Source organism: Clostridium sediminicola (assembly GCF_050402865.1).
Classification (GTDB): Bacteria; Bacillota; Clostridia; order Clostridiales; family Clostridiaceae; genus Clostridium_AF; species Clostridium_AF sediminicola.
This window is the reverse complement of the sequence record NZ_BAABMF010000020.1, coordinates 21,574-40,961: the sequence shown is the minus strand read 5'-3', so window position 1 is coordinate 40,961 and position 19,388 is coordinate 21,574. Positions and strand designations below refer to the sequence as shown.

At 29.0% G+C, this 19,388-nt stretch carries 18 protein-coding genes and 1 other annotated feature; of the genes, 2 read left to right on the top strand and 16 right to left on the bottom strand.

The genetic code is table 11. The features are described 5' to 3' along the window. Positions 1-282 precede the first annotated feature (282 nt). The 4 genes from lepA to gpr form a co-directional block, all read right to left on the bottom strand. Positions 283-2,088, bottom strand: coding sequence for a translation elongation factor 4 (gene lepA, locus ACQ3F0_RS22200; protein WP_428867911.1), 1,806 nt, complete (start codon positions 2,086-2,088; stop codon positions 283-285). A 175-nt stretch (positions 2,089-2,263) separates the two neighbouring features. Next, positions 2,264-2,713: a hypothetical protein gene (locus ACQ3F0_RS22195; protein WP_428867910.1), complete on the bottom strand. Its 450-nt coding sequence runs from the start codon at positions 2,711-2,713 to the stop codon at positions 2,264-2,266. A gap of 98 nt (positions 2,714-2,811) precedes the next feature. After that, positions 2,812-3,927 (bottom strand): stage II sporulation protein P, encoded by a 1,116-nt coding sequence (locus tag ACQ3F0_RS22190; RefSeq protein ID WP_428867909.1) that lies wholly within the window; start codon positions 3,925-3,927, stop codon positions 2,812-2,814. Between the two features lie 55 nt (positions 3,928-3,982). Further along, the gene (gene gpr, locus ACQ3F0_RS22185) at positions 3,983-4,957 is read right to left on the bottom strand and encodes a GPR endopeptidase (RefSeq protein WP_428867956.1); all 975 of its coding nucleotides are present in this window, start codon (positions 4,955-4,957) and stop codon (positions 3,983-3,985) included. Between the two features lie 398 nt (positions 4,958-5,355). On the opposite strand from gpr, the gene rpsT reads away from it, so the two are divergent. After that, positions 5,356-5,622, top strand: coding sequence for a 30S ribosomal protein S20 (gene rpsT, locus ACQ3F0_RS22180; protein WP_428867908.1), 267 nt, complete (start codon positions 5,356-5,358; stop codon positions 5,620-5,622). Positions 5,623-5,654: 32 nt separating this feature from the next. Here rpsT and holA read toward each other — a convergent pair whose 3' ends face one another. The 5 genes from holA to ACQ3F0_RS22155 all read right to left on the bottom strand — a co-directional run bounded on the left by holA (position 5,655) and on the right by ACQ3F0_RS22155 (position 9,579). Continuing rightward, a complete protein-coding gene (holA, locus tag ACQ3F0_RS22175) occupies positions 5,655-6,677 on the bottom strand; it encodes a DNA polymerase III subunit delta (protein ID WP_428867907.1) in 1,023 nt (340 codons plus the stop codon). 213 nt (positions 6,678-6,890) lie between these two features. Further along, positions 6,891-8,228, bottom strand: coding sequence for a ComEC/Rec2 family competence protein (locus ACQ3F0_RS22170; RefSeq protein ID WP_428867906.1), 1,338 nt, complete (start codon positions 8,226-8,228; stop codon positions 6,891-6,893). Position 8,229: 1 nt separating this feature from the next. Beyond that, on the bottom strand, positions 8,230-8,466 hold the full coding sequence (locus ACQ3F0_RS22165; RefSeq protein WP_428867905.1) for a hypothetical protein: 237 nt from the start codon (positions 8,464-8,466) through the stop codon (positions 8,230-8,232). A gap of 84 nt (positions 8,467-8,550) precedes the next feature. After that, positions 8,551-8,799, bottom strand: coding sequence for a holin (locus ACQ3F0_RS22160; protein WP_428867904.1), 249 nt, complete (start codon positions 8,797-8,799; stop codon positions 8,551-8,553). A gap of 165 nt (positions 8,800-8,964) precedes the next feature. Continuing rightward, complete coding sequence (locus tag ACQ3F0_RS22155) at positions 8,965-9,579, bottom strand: hypothetical protein (protein ID WP_428867903.1); 615 nt, start codon at positions 9,577-9,579, stop codon at positions 8,965-8,967. A gap of 259 nt (positions 9,580-9,838) precedes the next feature. On the opposite strand from ACQ3F0_RS22155, the gene ACQ3F0_RS22150 reads away from it, so the two are divergent. Continuing rightward, complete coding sequence (locus ACQ3F0_RS22150) at positions 9,839-11,416, top strand: hypothetical protein (protein WP_428867902.1); 1,578 nt, start codon at positions 9,839-9,841, stop codon at positions 11,414-11,416. A 28-nt stretch (positions 11,417-11,444) separates the two neighbouring features. Here ACQ3F0_RS22150 and ACQ3F0_RS22145 read toward each other — a convergent pair whose 3' ends face one another. The 7 genes from ACQ3F0_RS22145 to rplT form a co-directional block, all read right to left on the bottom strand. After that, on the bottom strand, positions 11,445-12,047 hold the full coding sequence (locus ACQ3F0_RS22145) for a cell division protein ZapA (RefSeq protein WP_428867901.1): 603 nt from the start codon (positions 12,045-12,047) through the stop codon (positions 11,445-11,447). Positions 12,048-12,202: 155 nt separating this feature from the next. Then, entirely contained in the window at positions 12,203-14,584 is a 2,382-nt protein-coding gene (gene pheT, locus ACQ3F0_RS22140) for a phenylalanine--tRNA ligase subunit beta (RefSeq protein WP_428867900.1), read from the bottom strand. 15 nt (positions 14,585-14,599) lie between these two features. Beyond that, positions 14,600-15,619, bottom strand: a complete 1,020-nt coding sequence (gene pheS / locus ACQ3F0_RS22135; RefSeq protein WP_428867899.1) for a phenylalanine--tRNA ligase subunit alpha — start codon at positions 15,617-15,619, stop codon at positions 14,600-14,602. Positions 15,620-15,667: 48 nt separating this feature from the next. Then, positions 15,668-15,893, bottom strand: a binding site (T-box leader). Positions 15,894-15,978: 85 nt separating this feature from the next. Continuing rightward, entirely contained in the window at positions 15,979-16,764 is a 786-nt protein-coding gene (locus ACQ3F0_RS22130) for a TrmH family RNA methyltransferase (protein ID WP_428867898.1), read from the bottom strand. Positions 16,765-16,775: 11 nt separating this feature from the next. Beyond that, positions 16,776-17,435: a potassium channel family protein gene (locus tag ACQ3F0_RS22125; protein ID WP_428867897.1), complete on the bottom strand. Its 660-nt coding sequence runs from the start codon at positions 17,433-17,435 to the stop codon at positions 16,776-16,778. A 10-nt stretch (positions 17,436-17,445) separates the two neighbouring features. Continuing rightward, positions 17,446-18,798 carry a TrkH family potassium uptake protein gene (locus ACQ3F0_RS22120; protein WP_428867896.1) on the bottom strand — a complete coding sequence of 451 codons (1,353 nt, stop codon included), beginning with the start codon at positions 18,796-18,798 and terminating at the stop codon, positions 17,446-17,448. A 217-nt stretch (positions 18,799-19,015) separates the two neighbouring features. Continuing rightward, positions 19,016-19,375, bottom strand: a complete 360-nt coding sequence (gene rplT, locus ACQ3F0_RS22115; protein ID WP_428867895.1) for a 50S ribosomal protein L20 — start codon at positions 19,373-19,375, stop codon at positions 19,016-19,018. Positions 19,376-19,388 lie beyond the last annotated feature (13 nt).

The window sequence follows — 19,388 nt, the reverse complement described above, 5'->3', positions numbered from 1 at the left end:
GGACACCTTTCCCAAGGGAAAGCTTAAAATTCAATTTGTTCTTTTGCAGTAGCAAAAGGTCCTATGGGTCGGCTTAAGAATTAGTTCTACTTATCTTTGAAAATATGAACGTTTTAATCATTTTTTGAAAGATATTCTTAGTAGAAATTATTCTTCAACGATCCCCTCAACGTATAACCTGTTAAACCTTTAAAAAAATTGATAAAAACTTTAATTTTAGATTCTCTGAAAGAGAATCATCCTTAACTGTTAACTGTCAACCGTCAACTGCAAACTGAGTAATTAGTCTACTTTAAGTATAGACATAAATGCTTCCTGTGGTACTTCTACGCTACCAACTTGTCGCATTCTTTTCTTTCCTTCTTTTTGTTTTTCAAGAAGTTTTCTCTTTCTTGAAATATCTCCACCATAGCATTTTGCTAATACATCTTTTCTCATGGCTTTTACAGTCTCTCTAGCTATTATTTTCCCACCTATAGCTGCTTGAATAGGAACTTCAAACATTTGTCTAGGAATAACTTCTTTAAGTTTTTCAGCAATCCCTCTACCTTTTCTATATGATTTTTCTTCAGGAACAATCATTGATAGAGCATCTACTATATCACCATTTAACAACATATCTAATTTAACAAGTTTTGCTTGTTGATAGCCATCTAACTCATAGTCCAATGAAGCATATCCTCTTGTTTTAGATTTTAATGTATCAAAGAAGTCATATATAATTTCATTCAATGGAATAATATAATTAATCACTACTCTTGTGGTTTCAATATATTCCATGTCTATATAAACACCTCTTCTATCTTGAGCTAGATCCATTACAGCACCAACATATTCAGAAGGAGTTATAATAGATGCTTTGACAATAGGCTCTTCCATTCTACTTATTTCTGTTACATCCGGCAAATTTGTAGGATTTGTAATTTGAATTTCTTCACCATTATTCTTAAAAACTCTATATATAACTGACGGTGCAGTTGTGATGATTTCCAAATTGAATTCTCTCTCTATTCTTTCCTGTATAATTTCCATATGCAGAAGACCTAAGAATCCACATCTAAATCCAAACCCTAATGCAATAGAAGTTTCAGGTTCAAAGGAAAGAGCTGCATCATTTAATTTTAGTTTTTCCAAAGCCTCTTTCAATTCATCATACTTAGCTCCATCAATTGGATAAATACCACTAAACACCATAGGTACTGCCGGTCTATATCCCTCTAGCGCTTCATCTGTCTCTCTATTAAGTTCAGTTATAGTATCTCCAACAGCAGCATCTCTAAGATTCTTTATAGAACCTGTTATATATCCAACATCCCCTGCTGACAATTCTTTAGTTGGAAAATAGTTTGGCGCAAACACGCCCACTTCTGTAGCCTCGTAAACTTTACCACTTGCCATAAACTTTATTTTTGTTCCAGGTTTAACTACTCCATCAATAATTCTTACATAACATACAACACCTTTATAACTATCATATGAAGAGTCAAATATTAGAGCCTTTAATGGTGCTTCTTCATCACCAGATGGTGATGGAACCTTTTCAACAATGGTTTCTAAAACATCTTCAATATTCAAACCAGTTTTAGCTGACACCATTGGTGCATCATGTGCTTCTATCCCAATTACATCCTCAATTTCTTCTTTTATCTCATCTGGTCTAGCTGAAGGTAAATCTATTTTATTAATTACTGGCACTATTTCAAGGTCATTATCTAAAGCTAAATAACAGTTAGCTAAAGTTTGTGCTTGAATCCCTTGAGTAGAATCAACAACTAAAAGTGCCCCTTCACATGCCGCTAAACTTCTTGATACTTCATAAGTAAAATCTACATGCCCAGGAGTATCTATTAAATTAAGAATATATTCATTTCCATCTTCTCTTTTATAAATAAGCCTTGCAGCTTGAGATTTAATAGTAATTCCTCTTTCTCTTTCCAATTCCATGTTATCAAGTACTTGAGCTTCCATTTCTCTCTTTGTTAATGTCCCTGTTTTTTCCAATAATCTATCTGCCAAAGTTGACTTCCCATGGTCTATATGTGCTACTATTGAAAAATTTCTTATAAATTTTTTTCTATCTCTACTCATATTAATACCTCCACTGCACATACAGATAAACACATATCAATTATTTATCTATATACATATAAATCAAAGTAAATTATAACATAGATTATAGGAGTTCTGTCAACAAGATATGCTCATTTATTTAAATAAACCCTAAAAAGCACTGTCTTTAACTCACTTTTTAGGGTTTAATCTTTTATTTTAGCTTTTCTAAACGTTTTAGCTTCTCAATTGATTCACCATTAAAACTTATAATATAATTTTTAGTAGATATTCTAAAATCAAAAGGTTCTTTGTTAAGTAACATTTTAATTTTAGGAACTGAATTAAAGCTAAGTCCTCCAAATTCATTGGAAATATCCGAATTATTACTCACAGCAATATCATCTCTTAAATCATCAAACAATCTAGTATTTTCTTCATCTTCATATTCGCTTCCCTTATACTTATTAGGATTGCTTAATACTTGCTCCATATAGTCTAAATTCCACAAACCTTTTTTATTATTTTCGCTTTCTTGTTTATCTATAGAAAAAATGATATCCGAATATATCCTTCTATTCAATCTTATATTTACAACTGATACACCAATAATCCCCAAAGCCAATAATACTACGAAACTTATCTTAGCGGTTTTTTTACCCAAAAAAGCACCTCCTTAATTAAAAGGATGTACTTTTCGTTAATTTTTATTCAATTTAGATACATATAATTCTATCTAACCCAAATATTATATGACGTTTTTCAATTTTTACCATTCAAATGCTCTGCGATTACTCTTGCTATGTATTTTGCAGATGTTTTTGCCTCGTTGGTAGTATTCACATGTGATCCCACCTCAATTAGTAAAGCATTTACACTATCATTTTGATTAAAATATACACTTCCGTAGTTATAATAATATACCCCTTTACAAAAGCCTGGAAATAGTCTATTTGAAATTTCTATTAAACTATTTACATTTTTCATATTTTCATTGAAATGAGGATTTTTTTTCGTCATAACAAACATTATTTTTGACAAATTTTCATTATTAAATGTTGCTGTTATTGCATTTTTATCTACTACTGCATCCCTATGCATATCAATAATTAATTTGAAGTCACCATACTTCTTCAAGTATTTATCTAGTGTAACTGATGATCTTTCATAACTTTTTAGATATACATCTCTATCATGTACAGTAGTATCATGAATTACAGAAATCCCATATTGTTCTAATTGTTTCTTTAATTCTTCTCCTACAGAACAAATATTCACATTTTGATCTGTAGAATTTGCTTTACCAGGTGCAAAACTCTCTGAAGTATGTGTATGATAAATCAGAACCTCCGGAACTTCGCTCAAGGGTTTTACCAACGAAGTATTAAAAACAGCATTTGATGATGTGTCTACATTATTCTTTTTATCATCTTTTTCTACAACTTCATTGTCTAAATCAAATATCGTGTCTGTACTATTATTAGCTTTATCTTTAGAATTTACTGTATCAACTTCTTCGCTAGCATATCGGTTGTCCATATTCCCCGAAAAAGGAGCAAGATTTAATGATGCCATTTCCCTATGTATAATTGTATATGGGTCATCAATGCTAATCCCTAGAACCTTGCTAATAGTCTTTTTTAAAGACATTTCATTTTCGGCCATATCTTCTTCGTTAAAAGTTACTACTTTCACTTGAGGCATAGTATAGTTAATTATATTAACATAAAACATATTTCTTCTTAATCCATTACTATTACTATACCCTACAGCTTGTTTGTAAATAAACACAAACAGAAGCATTGTAATAAAAAACATGCAGACACTTGTAATAATTAAGGAAGTATTCTGCATCAAAACTAATTTTCGATTGTTCACTACTACCCCTCCTTAGTTATACTTATATATATGAAGGGATGTTTTTCAAATATTACTAATTTAAGTATTTATTTATTTCTTCTAGATTCATTGCCGGTTGAAGTGCAATGTTTACGCCATTTGCAATTACCGTAGAAGTAGTATCAATGATTAAGTCAACATCTTTAGGTGTAACCATTAAATCACCTATATATGGGTTTAAAATTTCATTAATTAATTTCTGTTTTTCATCTTTATTTATTGATTTCAGCATATTGTAAAACTCACTACCTGTATTGGCTTGATTCATCATCTGATCAATAGCTAAGTCTATTGTATCATTTGCTAAAGTAGCTGCATCAACTACTGTGGGTACACCTATTGCCAATACTGGTATACCAATCGTTCGTTCACTAATTTCTAATCTCTTGTTACCAACACCTGATCCAGGTGAAATTCCAGTAGTACCTATTTGTATTGTTCTATTAACTCTAGATGCTTTCCTTGAAGCTAAAGCATCCACACATATAATTAAGTTAGGTTTTATTTTTCCAACTATAGATTTTATAATTTCTCCAGTTTCTATTCCTGTAATTCCTAATACCCCCGGAGATATTCCACATACTGGTCTAATGTTTTCATCAATTTTATCTGGAATAAGTTGTTTCAAATGCCTTGTAATCATTATTTGGGATATTACTTTTGGGCCTAAAGCATCTGGTGTAACGTTCCAGTTTCCCAATCCAACAACTAAAGCTGTCATACTTTTCTCTAAGTTAACTATTTTAGATAAAACCTTCCCAAACGCTTCACTTACTAACGTCATAGTATCCTTATCATAGTGCACAAATTCAGGCATATCAATTGTGATATATGTACCTTTTGGTTTACCTAGATTTTTTTCTCCTAGTTCATCTAAAATCTGAACATCAGTAATTTTACAAACGCCTTCATTATATTCTTTAATATTTACTCCAGGAATTTCACCTTTATTCTGCTTTTGATACATTTCTCTAGCTTCTACAGCTAAGTCTGTTCTAATTGACATAATATCCTCCTTGTTTAAACTACGAAGCAAGCTCCGAATTTTAGTTGACAGGTAACAGTGTATAGTTGACAGTAAATGTTGATTTTTTTCAGAAAATCTTTAAATTAAATTTTAATCATATGATTAAAAGCTTTCATGTAATGAAAAATCACCACTACTGTCAACTAAAAACTGCCACTTTTCAATTAACTAGTATTTCATTTCAATTGTGTAATTATTAGCTGTATTTATTTTTACCAAATAGTACATAATAAATTCATAGTAATAAAAAAAATCATAAAGCATAACTTTTCACTTGATGTACTATGAGAATAATGCTATAATATCATTTGTTGAGTTATGCATTAAATAAGAAATCCCACAAGCTGCTTAACCCTACTACATCATAAGGGGGTGAAATAATGGCAAACATAAAATCTGCAAAGAAAATGATTAAAGTAATTGACAGAAGAACTTTAAGAAATAAGATGATAAAGTCTGCTTTAAAAACTCAAATGAAGAAGTTTGAAGTTGCTTTAGAGTCAAAAGACGTTTCTGCTTCAGAAGTAGAATTTAAAGCATGCGTAAAAGCTTTAGATATGGCTGCATCTAAAGGTATTTTACATAAAAACAAAGCTAACAGAACAAAGTCTAGATTAGCTGCAAAATTAAACGGATTAAGCGCTTAATAAATAAAAAACCGGTGGATTCCACCGGTTCTTTATTTTAATGTAATATTTATCAAAAGAAGTTCCATTTCCGTTTTAGAATTAGTAGTTGTTGATTTAAGTCTTTTCTCTGTTTCTAAACACATTTCGATACTATTTATTATTGACTGTAATGTAAATTTTTTGCTTTGAACCATCATTTTCTCGCAAATATATGGATGAAGTTTTAGCTCTCTGGAAAGAATATCTTTGCTCTTCCCTTCTTTTATCCCAAGTTTAATGTTTAGAAGTAATTTAAACTGCCTCTCTATCATCCTTAAAATTCCTGTAATGGCTTCACCTTTAAAAATTAGCTCATCTAAAATATCAACAACCATTTCTGGCCGCTTTTGCGATATATAATCCACTAAATTAAAAATATCATTTTCACTTTTATGACTTACAATCTTTTCAATATCTCCCCTTGTTATCGCTCTCCCCATTGTATAGCAGCATAGCTTTTCAACTTCATTTTCTATAACATCAAGGTTATTATCTACAGCATTACAAAACATAGTTAATTCAGCTGTAGAAATATTAGTTTTTCTCTTATCAAATAAATCCTTCACTTTTTTCTGTAATGATCGTCCTTTAAGCTTTTCAAATTTCACTATGTGAGCAGTTTTATTTATTTTTTTCAGTTTATAACTTTCTTTTTCTCTATTACTTTCAAATATGTAATACATAATTAATATACATTCTTTAGGTATATCCTGTAAATATTTTTTCAATTCCTTATATTTACTTTCCTCATTTTTATCGCATTGGTCTTTGAGAAAGTTAGCTCTATAAATAACAACTACTTTTTTATCATTCATAAAAGGCAACGTTTCACAAGCATTGACAATATCTGCAAAAGTTACTGAAACTCCATCAAATTGTGAATAATTAAGTTCAACAAAATTTTCGCCTATAGCTATTTTTTTTATTTTTTTAATAGTATCTTTTATTGTTTTCTCATTATCTCCACAAAATATATATTTATTATAAAGTTTTCTTTCTTTTAATTCCTTTTCTAATGCATTTGAATCTATCAATATATCCCCCCGTTATCATTTGACAGTTGACTATTGACTGTTGACTGTATAGGAAGATTTTCTAGCAGTAAATCCCTTAAATTGAACCTTTGTTAGCTATGCTAATAGAAATAAGGTTCTTTTGCTACGCAAAAGGAAGAGAATGTAATTTAAAGCTTTCACATAGTGAAAGATATCCTTTACTGTCAACTAAGCACTGCCAACTGACAACTATTAAATTATCCCTAGTTTGTAAATTAATAAAAAGCTCATTATAATAAGAGGAAAGAATTTAACTTCATCATACCCCCTCTTTACAAATATATAACACATATAAATCAAAATTACAACGATTCCTTCTATATAATCATAAGTTTTTAATGAGGGTGATATTTTTAACATCAGAAAACTAGCTCCTTTTATAGCTGTCATTAAATTTAAAATACCATAACAAATAATTTTAAATATTGGTTTTATTTTTACTAAAAGCACTCCAATATTACCTATAACAATTACTAATGTGTATAAAGGGACTATCACCAAATTTCCCGGAATAGAATTGATATTTATATCCATTCCACTCATCATAAGATAAGGAACTGTAAAAAATTGAGCACTTAATGTTATACTCATTCCGTCTCTTATTTTTGAAGGTAATTTGTATAACTCTCTTCTAAACTTAGGATAATATAAAATTATTCCGGATGTAGCTAAAAATGATAAACAAAAACCTATATCAGTAATATAATATGGATTAAATATTAATAACACAAGAGCCGAGAATGCTAACGCTGATTGGTTATCATAATTCCTATAAATTTTTTTTGAAACTTTCATTAATAGTAACATAATAAAAGCCCTTAAACTAGATGCTTTCATACCAGTAATAACTATATAAATAAAAAGAATAATTAATCCCCATATCCCTAAAAAAAACTCTAAAATACCGTAAATAATGGCAACATGAAACCCAGAAACTGCCATAATATGACTTATGCCTAATCTATTCATTTCTTTTCTTTTATTATAATCCAAATATTGAGTATCACCAAAACAAGTAGCCATTATATCCGCAGAGTATTCTTCTCCTAAAACTAAACTGTATTCATAATAAATATTCTCTTTTATACTGTATAATTTACTAATTATATCTGAATGTTCAGTAAAATATTCTTTTACATAAATTGAACCTACAACACCTTTATAAAGATCTTTATTATATATTACTTCTCCCTTTACACATATTTTTTCACCAAGTGATACTTCTTTTAAATCTCCGCCTAAGAATATCTTTCTATTTTTATATTTTGCAACACAAAAATTATCACTTTTAAAAACTATTCTAGTAGTTAATGTACTTGGTATTGTTATTTTAAAATATAGCAAAAAGCTCACAATCCCTAAAAAGAAAAAAATAAAATTTAACACCGCTTCATTCCACTTTAACCAAAGCATTATAAAAGCAAAAGATGCAGCAACTGCTGCACCATAGAAGATATTAATATTCAAAATTAAGGCTGTTATAATACCACTCAAAAAGGAAAAAGTAATAAAAATTATTGGCTTTTCCATTTTACTCTCCTTTTTTTCTATCTAATGTTATTTTAACATTATGAATTTCTGGTTCTAATTTTACATCTATTACTTTAGAATTAATATCTATATTTTTTCCATCAAAATAATCTTGAATACATTTTTGAGCACACTCATTGCTAATACTTTTATATTTTGATAAATATTCTTTTTCTGGTATGTTTAAAAATTCAATAGTACTACCTTTTACTATAGTTACCATTGCATTGGTCAGCATAATTTACACCTCCAAATTATATTCTAACCAATATTCTTATGTTTTACTCCTTACTATATTAATGGCAATTTCATATACAAAAGGCTATTTTTTATTTAACTTGTAGATTTCTTTCCCACTGGAATATAAACCTGATGAACTAGTTCCAATTATAATACCATTTAGTATACCTTTTTTTATATCTCCAGAATTTTCTAATAGTATTCCAATTATTACTCCAAAAAAAAGAGAGACTAAAGGTGAAAATTTTTTAGGTAATCCTGCTTTCTTAAAAATTTCCACTACTGTTACTAATACCGGAATAAATACTACAACATTTGGTTCAATTGTCATATTTTCCTCCATTAAATTTTTCGTCAATTTTATAAAAGTTAAATAAATTCCTTTTACAATTAACACTTATATTTCATTTATATGTCTTTTTACAATAATAAAATTCCTCCCAAAGGAGGAATTAACTTATTTTTTTATCTAAGTATATGAGGCCTTGTTCTATCTTCAAGTATTCCAAACTGGGTTATCTAAAACAAAATCACCTATAATATTTAAAATTCGCTTACCAGTATTACCATACATCTCCTGAATAACTTTTACATTCTTAACTAAAATAGTATCGTCATTAATCTCTCCAACTTCTGATGGTTCTATACAATCTTCATAGACTACTTTTTCTACAAAAATACATCCATCTGTACTCAAAACATTCACATTAGCATCCTCTGAATGCTCATAAGTAGTAACATTATCCGAATTAGTTGCAACTATAAATTTTTTATTACATTCTGCAGAAACACCTGTTAAAGCTACTGTATATCTAATATTCCCAAATACTCTTAATTTAAATAAAGTTGCATCACTTTCATATCTTCCTCGTTCTCCATCAATAATACAAGTTCCTCTTTGAGTTTCTGGTAAAATCTTTAAACAATTGTAATTGTACGAAATTCTAAGATTATCTTGTTCTAAAACAAATCCTTCTGGTACATTAATTTGACAACAAAACGGTATAGTACAATCGCGTTGACTATCTGAGGCAATATAGTTTATAGCTCTATCTATATCCTTTTGTCCTATGAGACTCATTTTATTCATAGTTTTTATCAACTTATCCATTTACGAAGCCTCCTTTAATTTTAAGCATTGTTCTTTAATTTCATTTAGAAATATAAAAATATACTACTTCAACTATAAATTTATTCAAATCCAAAACTTACTAATACATAAGCTTTTGTACATGTATAAATTAAGTTTCGAAATAGATTCTCTTTATATACTATGAAGAAATTTAAAATATGTGATTTATAATTTTAAAGTAATATTTTTATTATTTAAGATATATTTATTTATGAAGAGAAATTTTTGAGGAGAAGAAATGTTTCTAAATACCAATAATTGTTTTATAGTAAAAAATTCACACTTTACCAGTAATTTATATTACTATAATAAAAACACAATATACTGCAAAACTCTATCACAATACCCCAGAAAAGAATTTCCTATTGCAGAAAATTGCAAAGATAACTTTTCTATAGTATTAACACCAAATGACGAAATAAAATTGTTTTTCTTAAATAACTCAGGAGATGTTTGTTTTGTTGATGATTGGAGAAACCCTTTAGAAAATGTTCAAATAGCAAAAAAAGAATTTTCCAATTTAAAAACTTCGAACTTAAAATCATTTTATTACAAAGACGATATATTCTTACTATATAATGTACTAAACAAAAAAAATAACTCAAATAGTCTACTTTTTCAGGAATTTGATAGTGATATAGCATTTTTTAATCCTAAATATTCTACTATTGCTGATAAAATCATTGGGAATTCTATCGAAATATTTACTAATAATAATCTTTTAGTTGTTTTTTACCAAATTTATGACTCACTCTACAAACTAGGCTACAAATATTATAAGAAAGATATGCAATGGTCATCATTTAAACTGTTAGCTGAATCTAATTTACCTTTTACAAATTATTCTGTAATATCAAACGCAAAAAACATTTTCTTCACTTATCTTAAAAACGAGAATTCAGTAAAAAAAGTATTTATCACTTATCTCGCTAAAAAAAAATTTGCCAACAAACTTATTTATAAAAAAGATGGCATCAATAACCTTGAAACCTTTATTTTAAACGAATTCATTTATTTTACTTGGTCAGAAAATAACAATGTATATTATAAGAAATATAAATATAACAATTTAAACACAAAAAATCAGCCAAATGAAATAATTCAGTTAGATTTCCAAGATGAGTTATCTCTGTGTACTTACTTAACTAATGTAGTAAATGAAAAAAAATATTTAGTTTCCAATAAGCTTTACTATTATTTAGACAACCCCCTTGAGTTGCCACTTATTTCGGAAGTATTACCTTTAGTAACGTCATACAATTCATCATATTCTTTATCAAATGAAAATAATACCTACTCTACTGTTGAAAAAGATTTGATTAATATTTTATCAACAACTGCAAAACCAAATACAAGAAGTGAAAATAAAGGAAATATTCCCAATAGAAAAGAGGAGATTAAAATAGAAGCTGAAAAATATAAAAAAAGAATAATGAATTTAGAAATGGCTATTGATGAAAAAGACAAGATAATATCAACAAAAACAGAAGTTATTTCAAATAAAAATACAGAAATAGATGCTAAAGATGCAGAATTATTAAGTCTAAAATCAAAAATAGAAAGTTACGAAAAAAAATTTCTTTACATTAGAAATCAATATACAAAATTTGATGAATTAAAAGAGCAATTAAACAGTAAACTTATTTCTTTACAAGATAATATAATTAGAAAAGATAAAAAAATCCTAGAACTACAAAACATAGTTAATGAAAAGAATAAACAGATTTTAAATACAAATCATATTAATTCTATTGAAAATACTGATTTTAATACATCAAATATTTCTGAAGAACCAAACAAAATTACAAAAGACTAAAGGCAGATAATTGCCTTTAGTCTTTTGTTTATTTTGCCTCGTTGAAATTAATTAAGGGATTTTCTTTTCTCTTTAATTTTGCAAGATCAATTTGATGTTCAATCAACTTATTTTGTAAATCCATGATTTTATATTTAGATGATTGAAGTTGAAATTTTAAATCTTTATTTTCATCTTTCAGTTTATCTTTTTCATTAATAGTATCATTCATGTCTCTCTTAATCATATTAATTTGCTCAGTAAGTTGTTTATTCTCTTCTTCCCCTTGTTTAATAAGCTGACTTGCAGCATTACTATCTAATTTAAGTTGAAGTTCAGCATTATAATTTTCTAGGCTTTGATTATATTTTTTTAAGTCTTCAAATTTTTTTTCAAGTTCTTTATAAGAGGTTCTTGAATCACTAATTTCATTTTTCAGTAAATCGTTGCTTTTTTCAACTTTAAACATTTCATCAGTAACATTTACAGCGGTGAGCACTGCTGCTTCAGTAGTACTAAGCATATTGTTGAATCCCATGATTTCCCTTATTTTTTTATCAACAAAACTAGCAACAGTATGTAAATACTCTGATTTTTCTTCACCTTTTAAATTATATTCAATCCCATTTATTTTAACTGTTACAACATTCATTCTAACACCCTCTTAGATAAGTATAAAAGCATAAAACAACCCCATATTTCAAAATAAACCAATTTATACAAAGTTATATTTAATTATATTTAAAATAATGTCTTACAGATTACTTATCTATATTTTAACATATATTGATGCTAGATAAAATATGTTTATCTAAGTTCTGCACCTAAATTATATTCTAGAGTTCGTATTATCTTGTTTTGTATTTTATTTACATCTTTATCAGTCAACGTTTTATCTGGCACTCTATATTTTAATGAATACGCAATACTCTTTTTACCTTCTGGTATTTGTTTACCTTCGTATACATCGAATAGTTTTATACTTTCTAGTATTCTACCGCCTTGCTTCCACATAACTTCTTCAATTTGCTTAACAAGAACTTCTTTATCAATTAAAATAGCCAAATCCCTTGTAACAGCAGGAAATTTAGGTAAAGCGCTATATTTTCTTTCCATATTAGCGTTATTAAATAATACATCTATATTTAACTCAGCTATATAACAATTTTCATCTATACCGTAATTTTCTGATACATCAGGATGAACTTCACCAACTACACCCAAATATTTTTTCCCTACATAAATCGCCGCCGTTTTTCCAGGGTGATAGCTTCCATTGTTACTTTCTCTTTCAAACTGAACTTTTTTAACACCAAGTTTAGAAATTACATTTTCAATAATTCCTTTTAAATCGTAATAGTCAACTCCACCATACAATCCTAATGTCAATACATTTCTCTCTTCAGGAAGTTTTTCATTCTCATCTTCATAAGGAAGATAAACCTTACCAATTTCAAATAAACTCGCTTGTTCATTATTTCTAGAATAGTTTCTTCCTAAAGATTCCATCATTGAAGGAATACTAGTAGTTCTCATAATGCTATAATCTTCTCCTAATGGATTTCTAATCTTTACAGCATTTCTTAACTTACTATCTTGTGCAATCAAAACTTTATCAAAAACTTTTGGACTAACAAAAGAGTAAGCAATTGATTGATTTACTCCACTTCCTATCAAAACATCTATTAAAATATCTTCTAACTTTTGTTTTTTACTCTTTCCAGCTTTTAGAGCTTCCAAACTTGGTATTGTTGATGGTATTTTATTATATCCGTATATTCTTGCAATTTCTTCAGCTACATCTTCTCTGATATTAATATCACATCTAAATGTAGGTACATTAACTATTAGATTCTCACCTTCAATTCTTGTTATTAAATCTAATCTATTAAGATACTCTTTCATTTCGTCTTTTGAAATATTTATTCCTATAAAATCATTTACCCATTGTGCATTTACAGTAACTATATGTGGTTCAATAAATTCAGGATAAACATCAATAACTCCTTCTGTAATTTCACCTGCACCTAATTCTTCTACTAGGTTACAAGCTCTATTAAGAGCAATTTCAGCCAAATTAGGATCAATGTCTTTTTCAAATTTTGAAGAAGCGTCTGTTCTAAGTCCTATTTTTTTCGAAGAAAGTCTTATATTTGTTCCATCAAAATTAGCAAGTTCGAAAATAATTTCAGTAGTATCATCTTTTACTTCAGAATTCAAACCGCCCATTATTCCAGCTAAAGCAATAGTTCTATCTCCATCTTTAATATTTAATATAGTTGAATCTAAAGTTCTTTCTTCTCCGTCTAGAGTTGTAAATTTTTCTCCATCTACAGCTCTCTCAATATTAATTATATTAGACGTAATTTGTCTTCTATCAAAAGCATGCATTGGCTGCCCAAGTTCAAGCATTACAAAGTTTGTGATGTCAACAATATTATTTATTGGTCTAACATCAGCTTCAATAAGCCTCTCTTGCATCCATTTAGGAGATGGCTCTATCTTTACATTTTTCAGTCTTTTTGCCATATATCTTCTACATAATTTATCTTTTATTTGAACTTTTAAAATATCATTGATATCTTCTTTAATTTTTTCAGTATAATTTAGAGATGGTAACTGGTAAACAGTTCCATAAGTAGCTGCTGTTTCTCTAGCCATACCAATAATACTCATACAATCTGGTCTATTAGAAGTAATTTCAAAATCAATAACAGCACTTTCTACTTCCACTACTTTTTTAATATCCACACCTAACGGAGTATCTTCAGGCAATATCATTAATCCTAGTACTGGTTCATCATTAGCAATACCTAGTTCTTCTTTTGAACAAAACATTCCGTTTGATACTATTCCTCTAAGTTTACCTTTTTTGATTTTTGTTCCATCTGCCAAAGTTGAGCCATGCAAAGCTACAGGTACAACATCTTCTTCTTTCATATTTGTTGCTCCAGTTACTATTTGCAATAATTCTTCTTTTGCAATATCTACATAGCAAACTGATAACTTTTCTGCATCTGGATGTTGTTCAATTTTTTTTAGTTTTCCAGTAACTACTTTGTTTATATCAGCTCCAGATACTATTATCTCTTCCGCCTTTGAACCAGATAAAGTAAGTGCATCAGAAAGTTCTTCAGGGGTTACATCTATATTCACATAATCTTTTAGCCATTTAACAGGTACTTTCATTTTTAATCCTCCTATCTAGAATTGTTGTAAAAATCTCATGTCAGCTTCATATAAAAGCCTAATATCATCTATTGCATAATTTAGCATTACCATTCTATCTAACCCAAAACCAAAAGCAAAACCGCTATATACTTCTGGATCGATGCCACAATTTTTTAATACTTCTGGATGAACCATTCCACACCCTAATAATTCAATCCAACCAGATCCTTTACATACATTACAGCCTTTTCCACCACAAACAAAACAAGTTGCATCCATTTCAGCAGAAGGTTCAGTGAACGGGAAATGATGAGGTCTAAATTTAGTTTTCATATCACTTCCAAACATTTTTTTTGTAAACAATTCTAATGTTCCTTTTAAATCAGCAAATGTAATACCTTTATCAATAACCAATCCCTCAATTTGATAAAAAATAGGGGAGTGAGTTGCATCTACTGCATCTGAGCGATAAACCTTTCCAGGTGATATCATTTTAATTGGAGGCTTTTGATTTTCCATTGTCCTTATTTGAACTGGAGATGTTTGCGTTCTTAATACAACATCATCATTAATATAAAAAGTATCTTGTTCGCCTCTAGCAGGATGGTTTTTAGGAATATTCAAAGCTTCAAAATTATAATAATCAAGTTCTACTTCTGGCCCTTCTTCAATTGCAAATCCCATTGACAAGAAAATTTCATTTATACTATCTAATGTCAATTGTAGAGGATTTTTATGCCCAATCACCTTTGTTTTACCTGGCATTGAAATATCAATTACCTCTTCTTTTAACTTTATATTCTTTTCTTTTTCATTAATAGAATTACTAGCTTCACTAATTAACGCCTCTAAACTTTGTCTAACTTCATTAGCTAATTTACCAACAATAGGTCTTTCCTCTTTTGATAATTTCCCCATACCTCTTAAGATTGAAGTTAACTCGCCTTTTTTACCTAAATATTTTATTCGGACTTCTTCTAAATCAATTTTATTCTTTGCATTGCCTAATGCTTCAAGCGCATTAATCTTTATTTGTTCTAATTTGTTTTGCATACCGTGACTCCTTTCTAAATAATTTAAAATACAAAAAAACTTCCCCCACAAAGGGACGAAGTTATCGCGTTACCACCCAATTTAACTAAAAATTAGTTCTCTCAAAAAAATATCGGGATACCCGCTAGTTGCTAATGTATAAAAATTCATCTTTAATTTCACAACTAGAACTCCAGAGTGAACTTCAATATTACTCATTTTAAAAAGCTCTCAGTTTAAACTTTTTTTCCCTGTGAAAAATTCTAATATTTACTCTCTCTATCATAGTTTAAGATATTTAATTTTAGTAAACTTATGCTGAAACTTAACTACTATTATAACTAGAATAATATTATTTTTCAATTAATTTTAAAAAATAATTACATCTTTTTTAACTTCTGTCGCAATGCTTCGTACATCATCACAGCAGCAGCTACTGCTACATTAAGAGATTCGGCATCTCCTACCATAGGTATTTTAACACTTTTATCAGCTGAATCAATAATTTTTTTACAGATACCATTACCTTCATTTCCAATAGTCAGCAAAATCTTTCCAGTTAAATCCACATCATAAAACGACTCAGTAGCATTTAATGTGCTTACTATCAATTCGTATCCTTCACTTCTCAGATTATTCACTACAACGCCATTATCATCACAAATAATCGGAACTTTAAAAATTGACCCCATAGTAGACCTTAAAGTTTTATCATTGTATACATCAACTGTACCTTTAGTTACTATAATGCCTTTCGCTCCAATTGCATGTGCAGTTCTTATGATAGTTCCCATATTTCCTGGATCTTGAATTCTATCAACTAAAATATAAACACCTTCTGATGTATCTAAATCCAAATCCTCTTTCATATCTATTACCGCTGCAATTCCTTGTGGTGTCTGAGTATTGCAAATATACTTCATCAGCTTCTCATTTAATAAATACACTTCAGTATTAGACTTCTTTAGATTTATATTTCCCTCAATTTTTCCAATTAAACTTTCACACACAAAAATGTATGGTATATTAAATTCAGATTTCAAAGCCTCTTCTACAAATCTAATTCCCTCTATTAAAAATCTTTTATTTTCCGTTCTATATTTCTTTATATTTAATTTCTTTATTTCTTTTATTATCGAATTGTCTTTACTATTTATTGCTTTCAAATTATCCTCCATCACTTGATAATTTCTTCTATTTTATTTATTTCTTCAGAACCACCCATAGCTACTATAACGTCACCTTTTTGTATAACATCATTTGCTGATGGTGATACATTCACTTCATTATTTCTTTTTAAAGCCATAACATTTATACCAAAATTGGATCTCATATTAAGTTCTTTTAGTGTTTTTCCAAACCATGATTCTGGACTTGCAATTTCAGCAATACTATAATCAGATGAAAGTTCAATATAGTCCAAAATATTTGATGATACTAGATTATGTGCAACTCTAACTCCCATATCTCTCTCAGGGAATATAACTTTATCAACGCCTAATTTAATTAGAACTTTTGCATGAAGTTCGTTATGTGCTTTAGTTAATATGTACTTAACCCCTAAATCCTTAACTAAAAGTGCTGCCATAATGCTTGCTTGAACATTTGAACCTATTGTTATTATTGCCACATCAAAATTGCTTATTCCTAATGTTCTAAGACTATTTTCATCAGTTGCATCAGCTTGAACTGCATGAGTAACATGATCTGAGATGCTTTGAATCATATCCTCATCAGCATCGATTGCAAGAACATCATTGCCTAATAAATACAATTCCTTAGCAATTGAATAACCAAATCGCCCAAGTCCAATAACTACAAATTGCTTCTTTTTCATAATATCACCTCTAACCTACTAATATTTTACCTTCTGGATATCTAACGGCACTACCTTTCTTTTTATTAGATATAGCAAAAATTAAAGTTAATGGACCTACTCTTCCCATATACATTGTAATTGCTACAATTAACTTTCCAACAAAGCTTAGTTTTGAAGTAAGCCCTAAACTTAAACCAACTGTTCCAAAAGCCGAAAAGGCTTCAAAAGCTATGTATTCAAAAGAAGCACCTGTTTCTGTTATGCATAATGCCAATGTAGTAAGCATAACAACACCTACTCCTATTGACACAACAGCAAATGCCTTATAAATTAAATCTTTACTTATTCTTCTTTCAAAAATAACTGTTTCCTCTTTATTTCTTATAATATTTATAACTGTAATTAGTAATACACCAATCGTTGCTGTTTTGACACCACCTGCTGTTGACCCTGGTGAACCACCAATAAACATTAAAATCATAGTTAAAAATTTCCCTGCCATAGACATGTCAGCTAATGAAATGGAATTAAAACCAGCAGTTCTAGGTGTAACAGCTGCAAAAAAACTAGACAATACTTTACCCTTCAATGGCATATTTGCAATAGTTGCAGGATTATTCATTTCAAATATATACATTAGTAGCCATCCACCAAAAACAAGTATTAAAGTCATACTTATAACTAATTTTGAATGTAATGACATCCTTTTAATATCTTTTAGACTATATATTTCAGCCCATACTGTGAATCCCAAACCACCAATAATTATCAATCCTGAAATCACTAACATAACAACAACACTTTGTGAATAAGGGATTAAACTGTTTCCAGTAAGATCGAATCCCGCATTACAAAATGCAGATATTGAATGAAATATGCTGAAGTATATCCCTTTGATAACTCCATAATTTGGAATAAATTTAGTTGACAAAAAGAGTGCACCTACACCCTCTACTGAAAAAGTGAAAATTAATATATATTTAGCTAATTTTACTAAACCTTGTAATGAAAAAGAATTCATCGCCTCTTGCATAATTAGTCTTTCTTTTAGAGTAATCTTTTTACCTAATAGCAATGCAAATAAGGTTGCAAAGGACATGAATCCCAAACCACCAATTTGTATAAGAATTATTATTACCGTTTTACCAAAATAACTCCAATATTCAGCGGTATTTAAAGTAACTAAACCAGTAACACATACTGCAGATGTTGAGGTGAATATTGCATCCACCAATGGCGTAGCTTTCCCACTAGCTGACGATACAGGCAAACTTAATAGTATTGTACCTATTAGAATAACCGTCGCAAAACCAATTGCGAGAATTTGAGCAGGAACAAGTCTTTTTTTAAATTTTATCCTCACTTTTAACACCTCAGTCATTCATTTATAATTTTATGATTTTATAGATATCTCAGCTCAATAATTAATTTATACATGTACCATAACTCGTTAGTGCCCGAGATTTTGGTACATGTATAAATTAAATTTCGCGGTAAAATCTACATATATGATAATCATTATAACATTAAAATAAATTTTGTCAAAAAAACAAAATGCAGCCAAAAGCTGCATTTATCATAATTAGTTATAATTGTAATTAAGCATTTAATTGTGATTTTGCTACTTCTACTAAGTTTGTAAACGCTTTTGGATCATTGATAGCTATTTCAGAAAGCATTTTTCTGTTCATATCAACACCAGCTAATTTTAAACCGTTCATAAATTTAGAATATGACATACCATTCATTCTAGCTGCCGCATTTATTCTAACAATCCATAATCTTCTAAAGTCTCTCTTCTTAAGCTTTCTACCGATAAAAGCATTTCTCATTGCTCTTATAACTGTTTCATTAGCAGTTTTGAAAGTTTTACTTCTTCTTCCATAATAACCTTTAGCAAGCTTTAAGACTTTTTTATGTTTTTTACGAGCATTTACAGCTCCTTTTATTCTAGCCATTTAGTAAACCTCC

What these genes read in the sequence shown, in the direction of transcription:
- ACQ3F0_RS22160 (WP_428867904.1), bottom strand. Translation starts at nt 8,799, where the DNA reads ATGACAATTGAACCAAATGTTGTAGTATTTATTCCGGTATTAGTAACA.
- ACQ3F0_RS22120 (WP_428867896.1), bottom strand. Translation starts at nt 18,798, where the DNA reads ATGACTGAGGTGTTAAAAGTGAGGATAAAATTTAAAAAAAGACTTGTT.
- ACQ3F0_RS22125 (WP_428867897.1), bottom strand. Translation starts at nt 17,435, where the DNA reads ATGAAAAAGAAGCAATTTGTAGTTATTGGACTTGGGCGATTTGGTTAT.
- ACQ3F0_RS22150 (WP_428867902.1), top strand. Translation starts at nt 9,839, where the DNA reads ATGTTTCTAAATACCAATAATTGTTTTATAGTAAAAAATTCACACTTT.
- ACQ3F0_RS22165 (WP_428867905.1), bottom strand. Translation starts at nt 8,466, where the DNA reads ATGCTGACCAATGCAATGGTAACTATAGTAAAAGGTAGTACTATTGAA.
- rpsT (WP_428867908.1), top strand. Translation starts at nt 5,356, where the DNA reads ATGGCAAACATAAAATCTGCAAAGAAAATGATTAAAGTAATTGACAGA.
- ACQ3F0_RS22170 (WP_428867906.1), bottom strand. Translation starts at nt 8,228, where the DNA reads ATGGAAAAGCCAATAATTTTTATTACTTTTTCCTTTTTGAGTGGTATT.
- ACQ3F0_RS22145 (WP_428867901.1), bottom strand. Translation starts at nt 12,047, where the DNA reads ATGAATGTTGTAACAGTTAAAATAAATGGGATTGAATATAATTTAAAA.
- ACQ3F0_RS22155 (WP_428867903.1), bottom strand. Translation starts at nt 9,579, where the DNA reads ATGGATAAGTTGATAAAAACTATGAATAAAATGAGTCTCATAGGACAA.
- rplT (WP_428867895.1), bottom strand. Translation starts at nt 19,375, where the DNA reads ATGGCTAGAATAAAAGGAGCTGTAAATGCTCGTAAAAAACATAAAAAA.
- lepA (WP_428867911.1), bottom strand. Translation starts at nt 2,088, where the DNA reads ATGAGTAGAGATAGAAAAAAATTTATAAGAAATTTTTCAATAGTAGCA.
- pheS (WP_428867899.1), bottom strand. Translation starts at nt 15,619, where the DNA reads ATGCAAAACAAATTAGAACAAATAAAGATTAATGCGCTTGAAGCATTA.
- pheT (WP_428867900.1), bottom strand. Translation starts at nt 14,584, where the DNA reads ATGAAAGTACCTGTTAAATGGCTAAAAGATTATGTGAATATAGATGTA.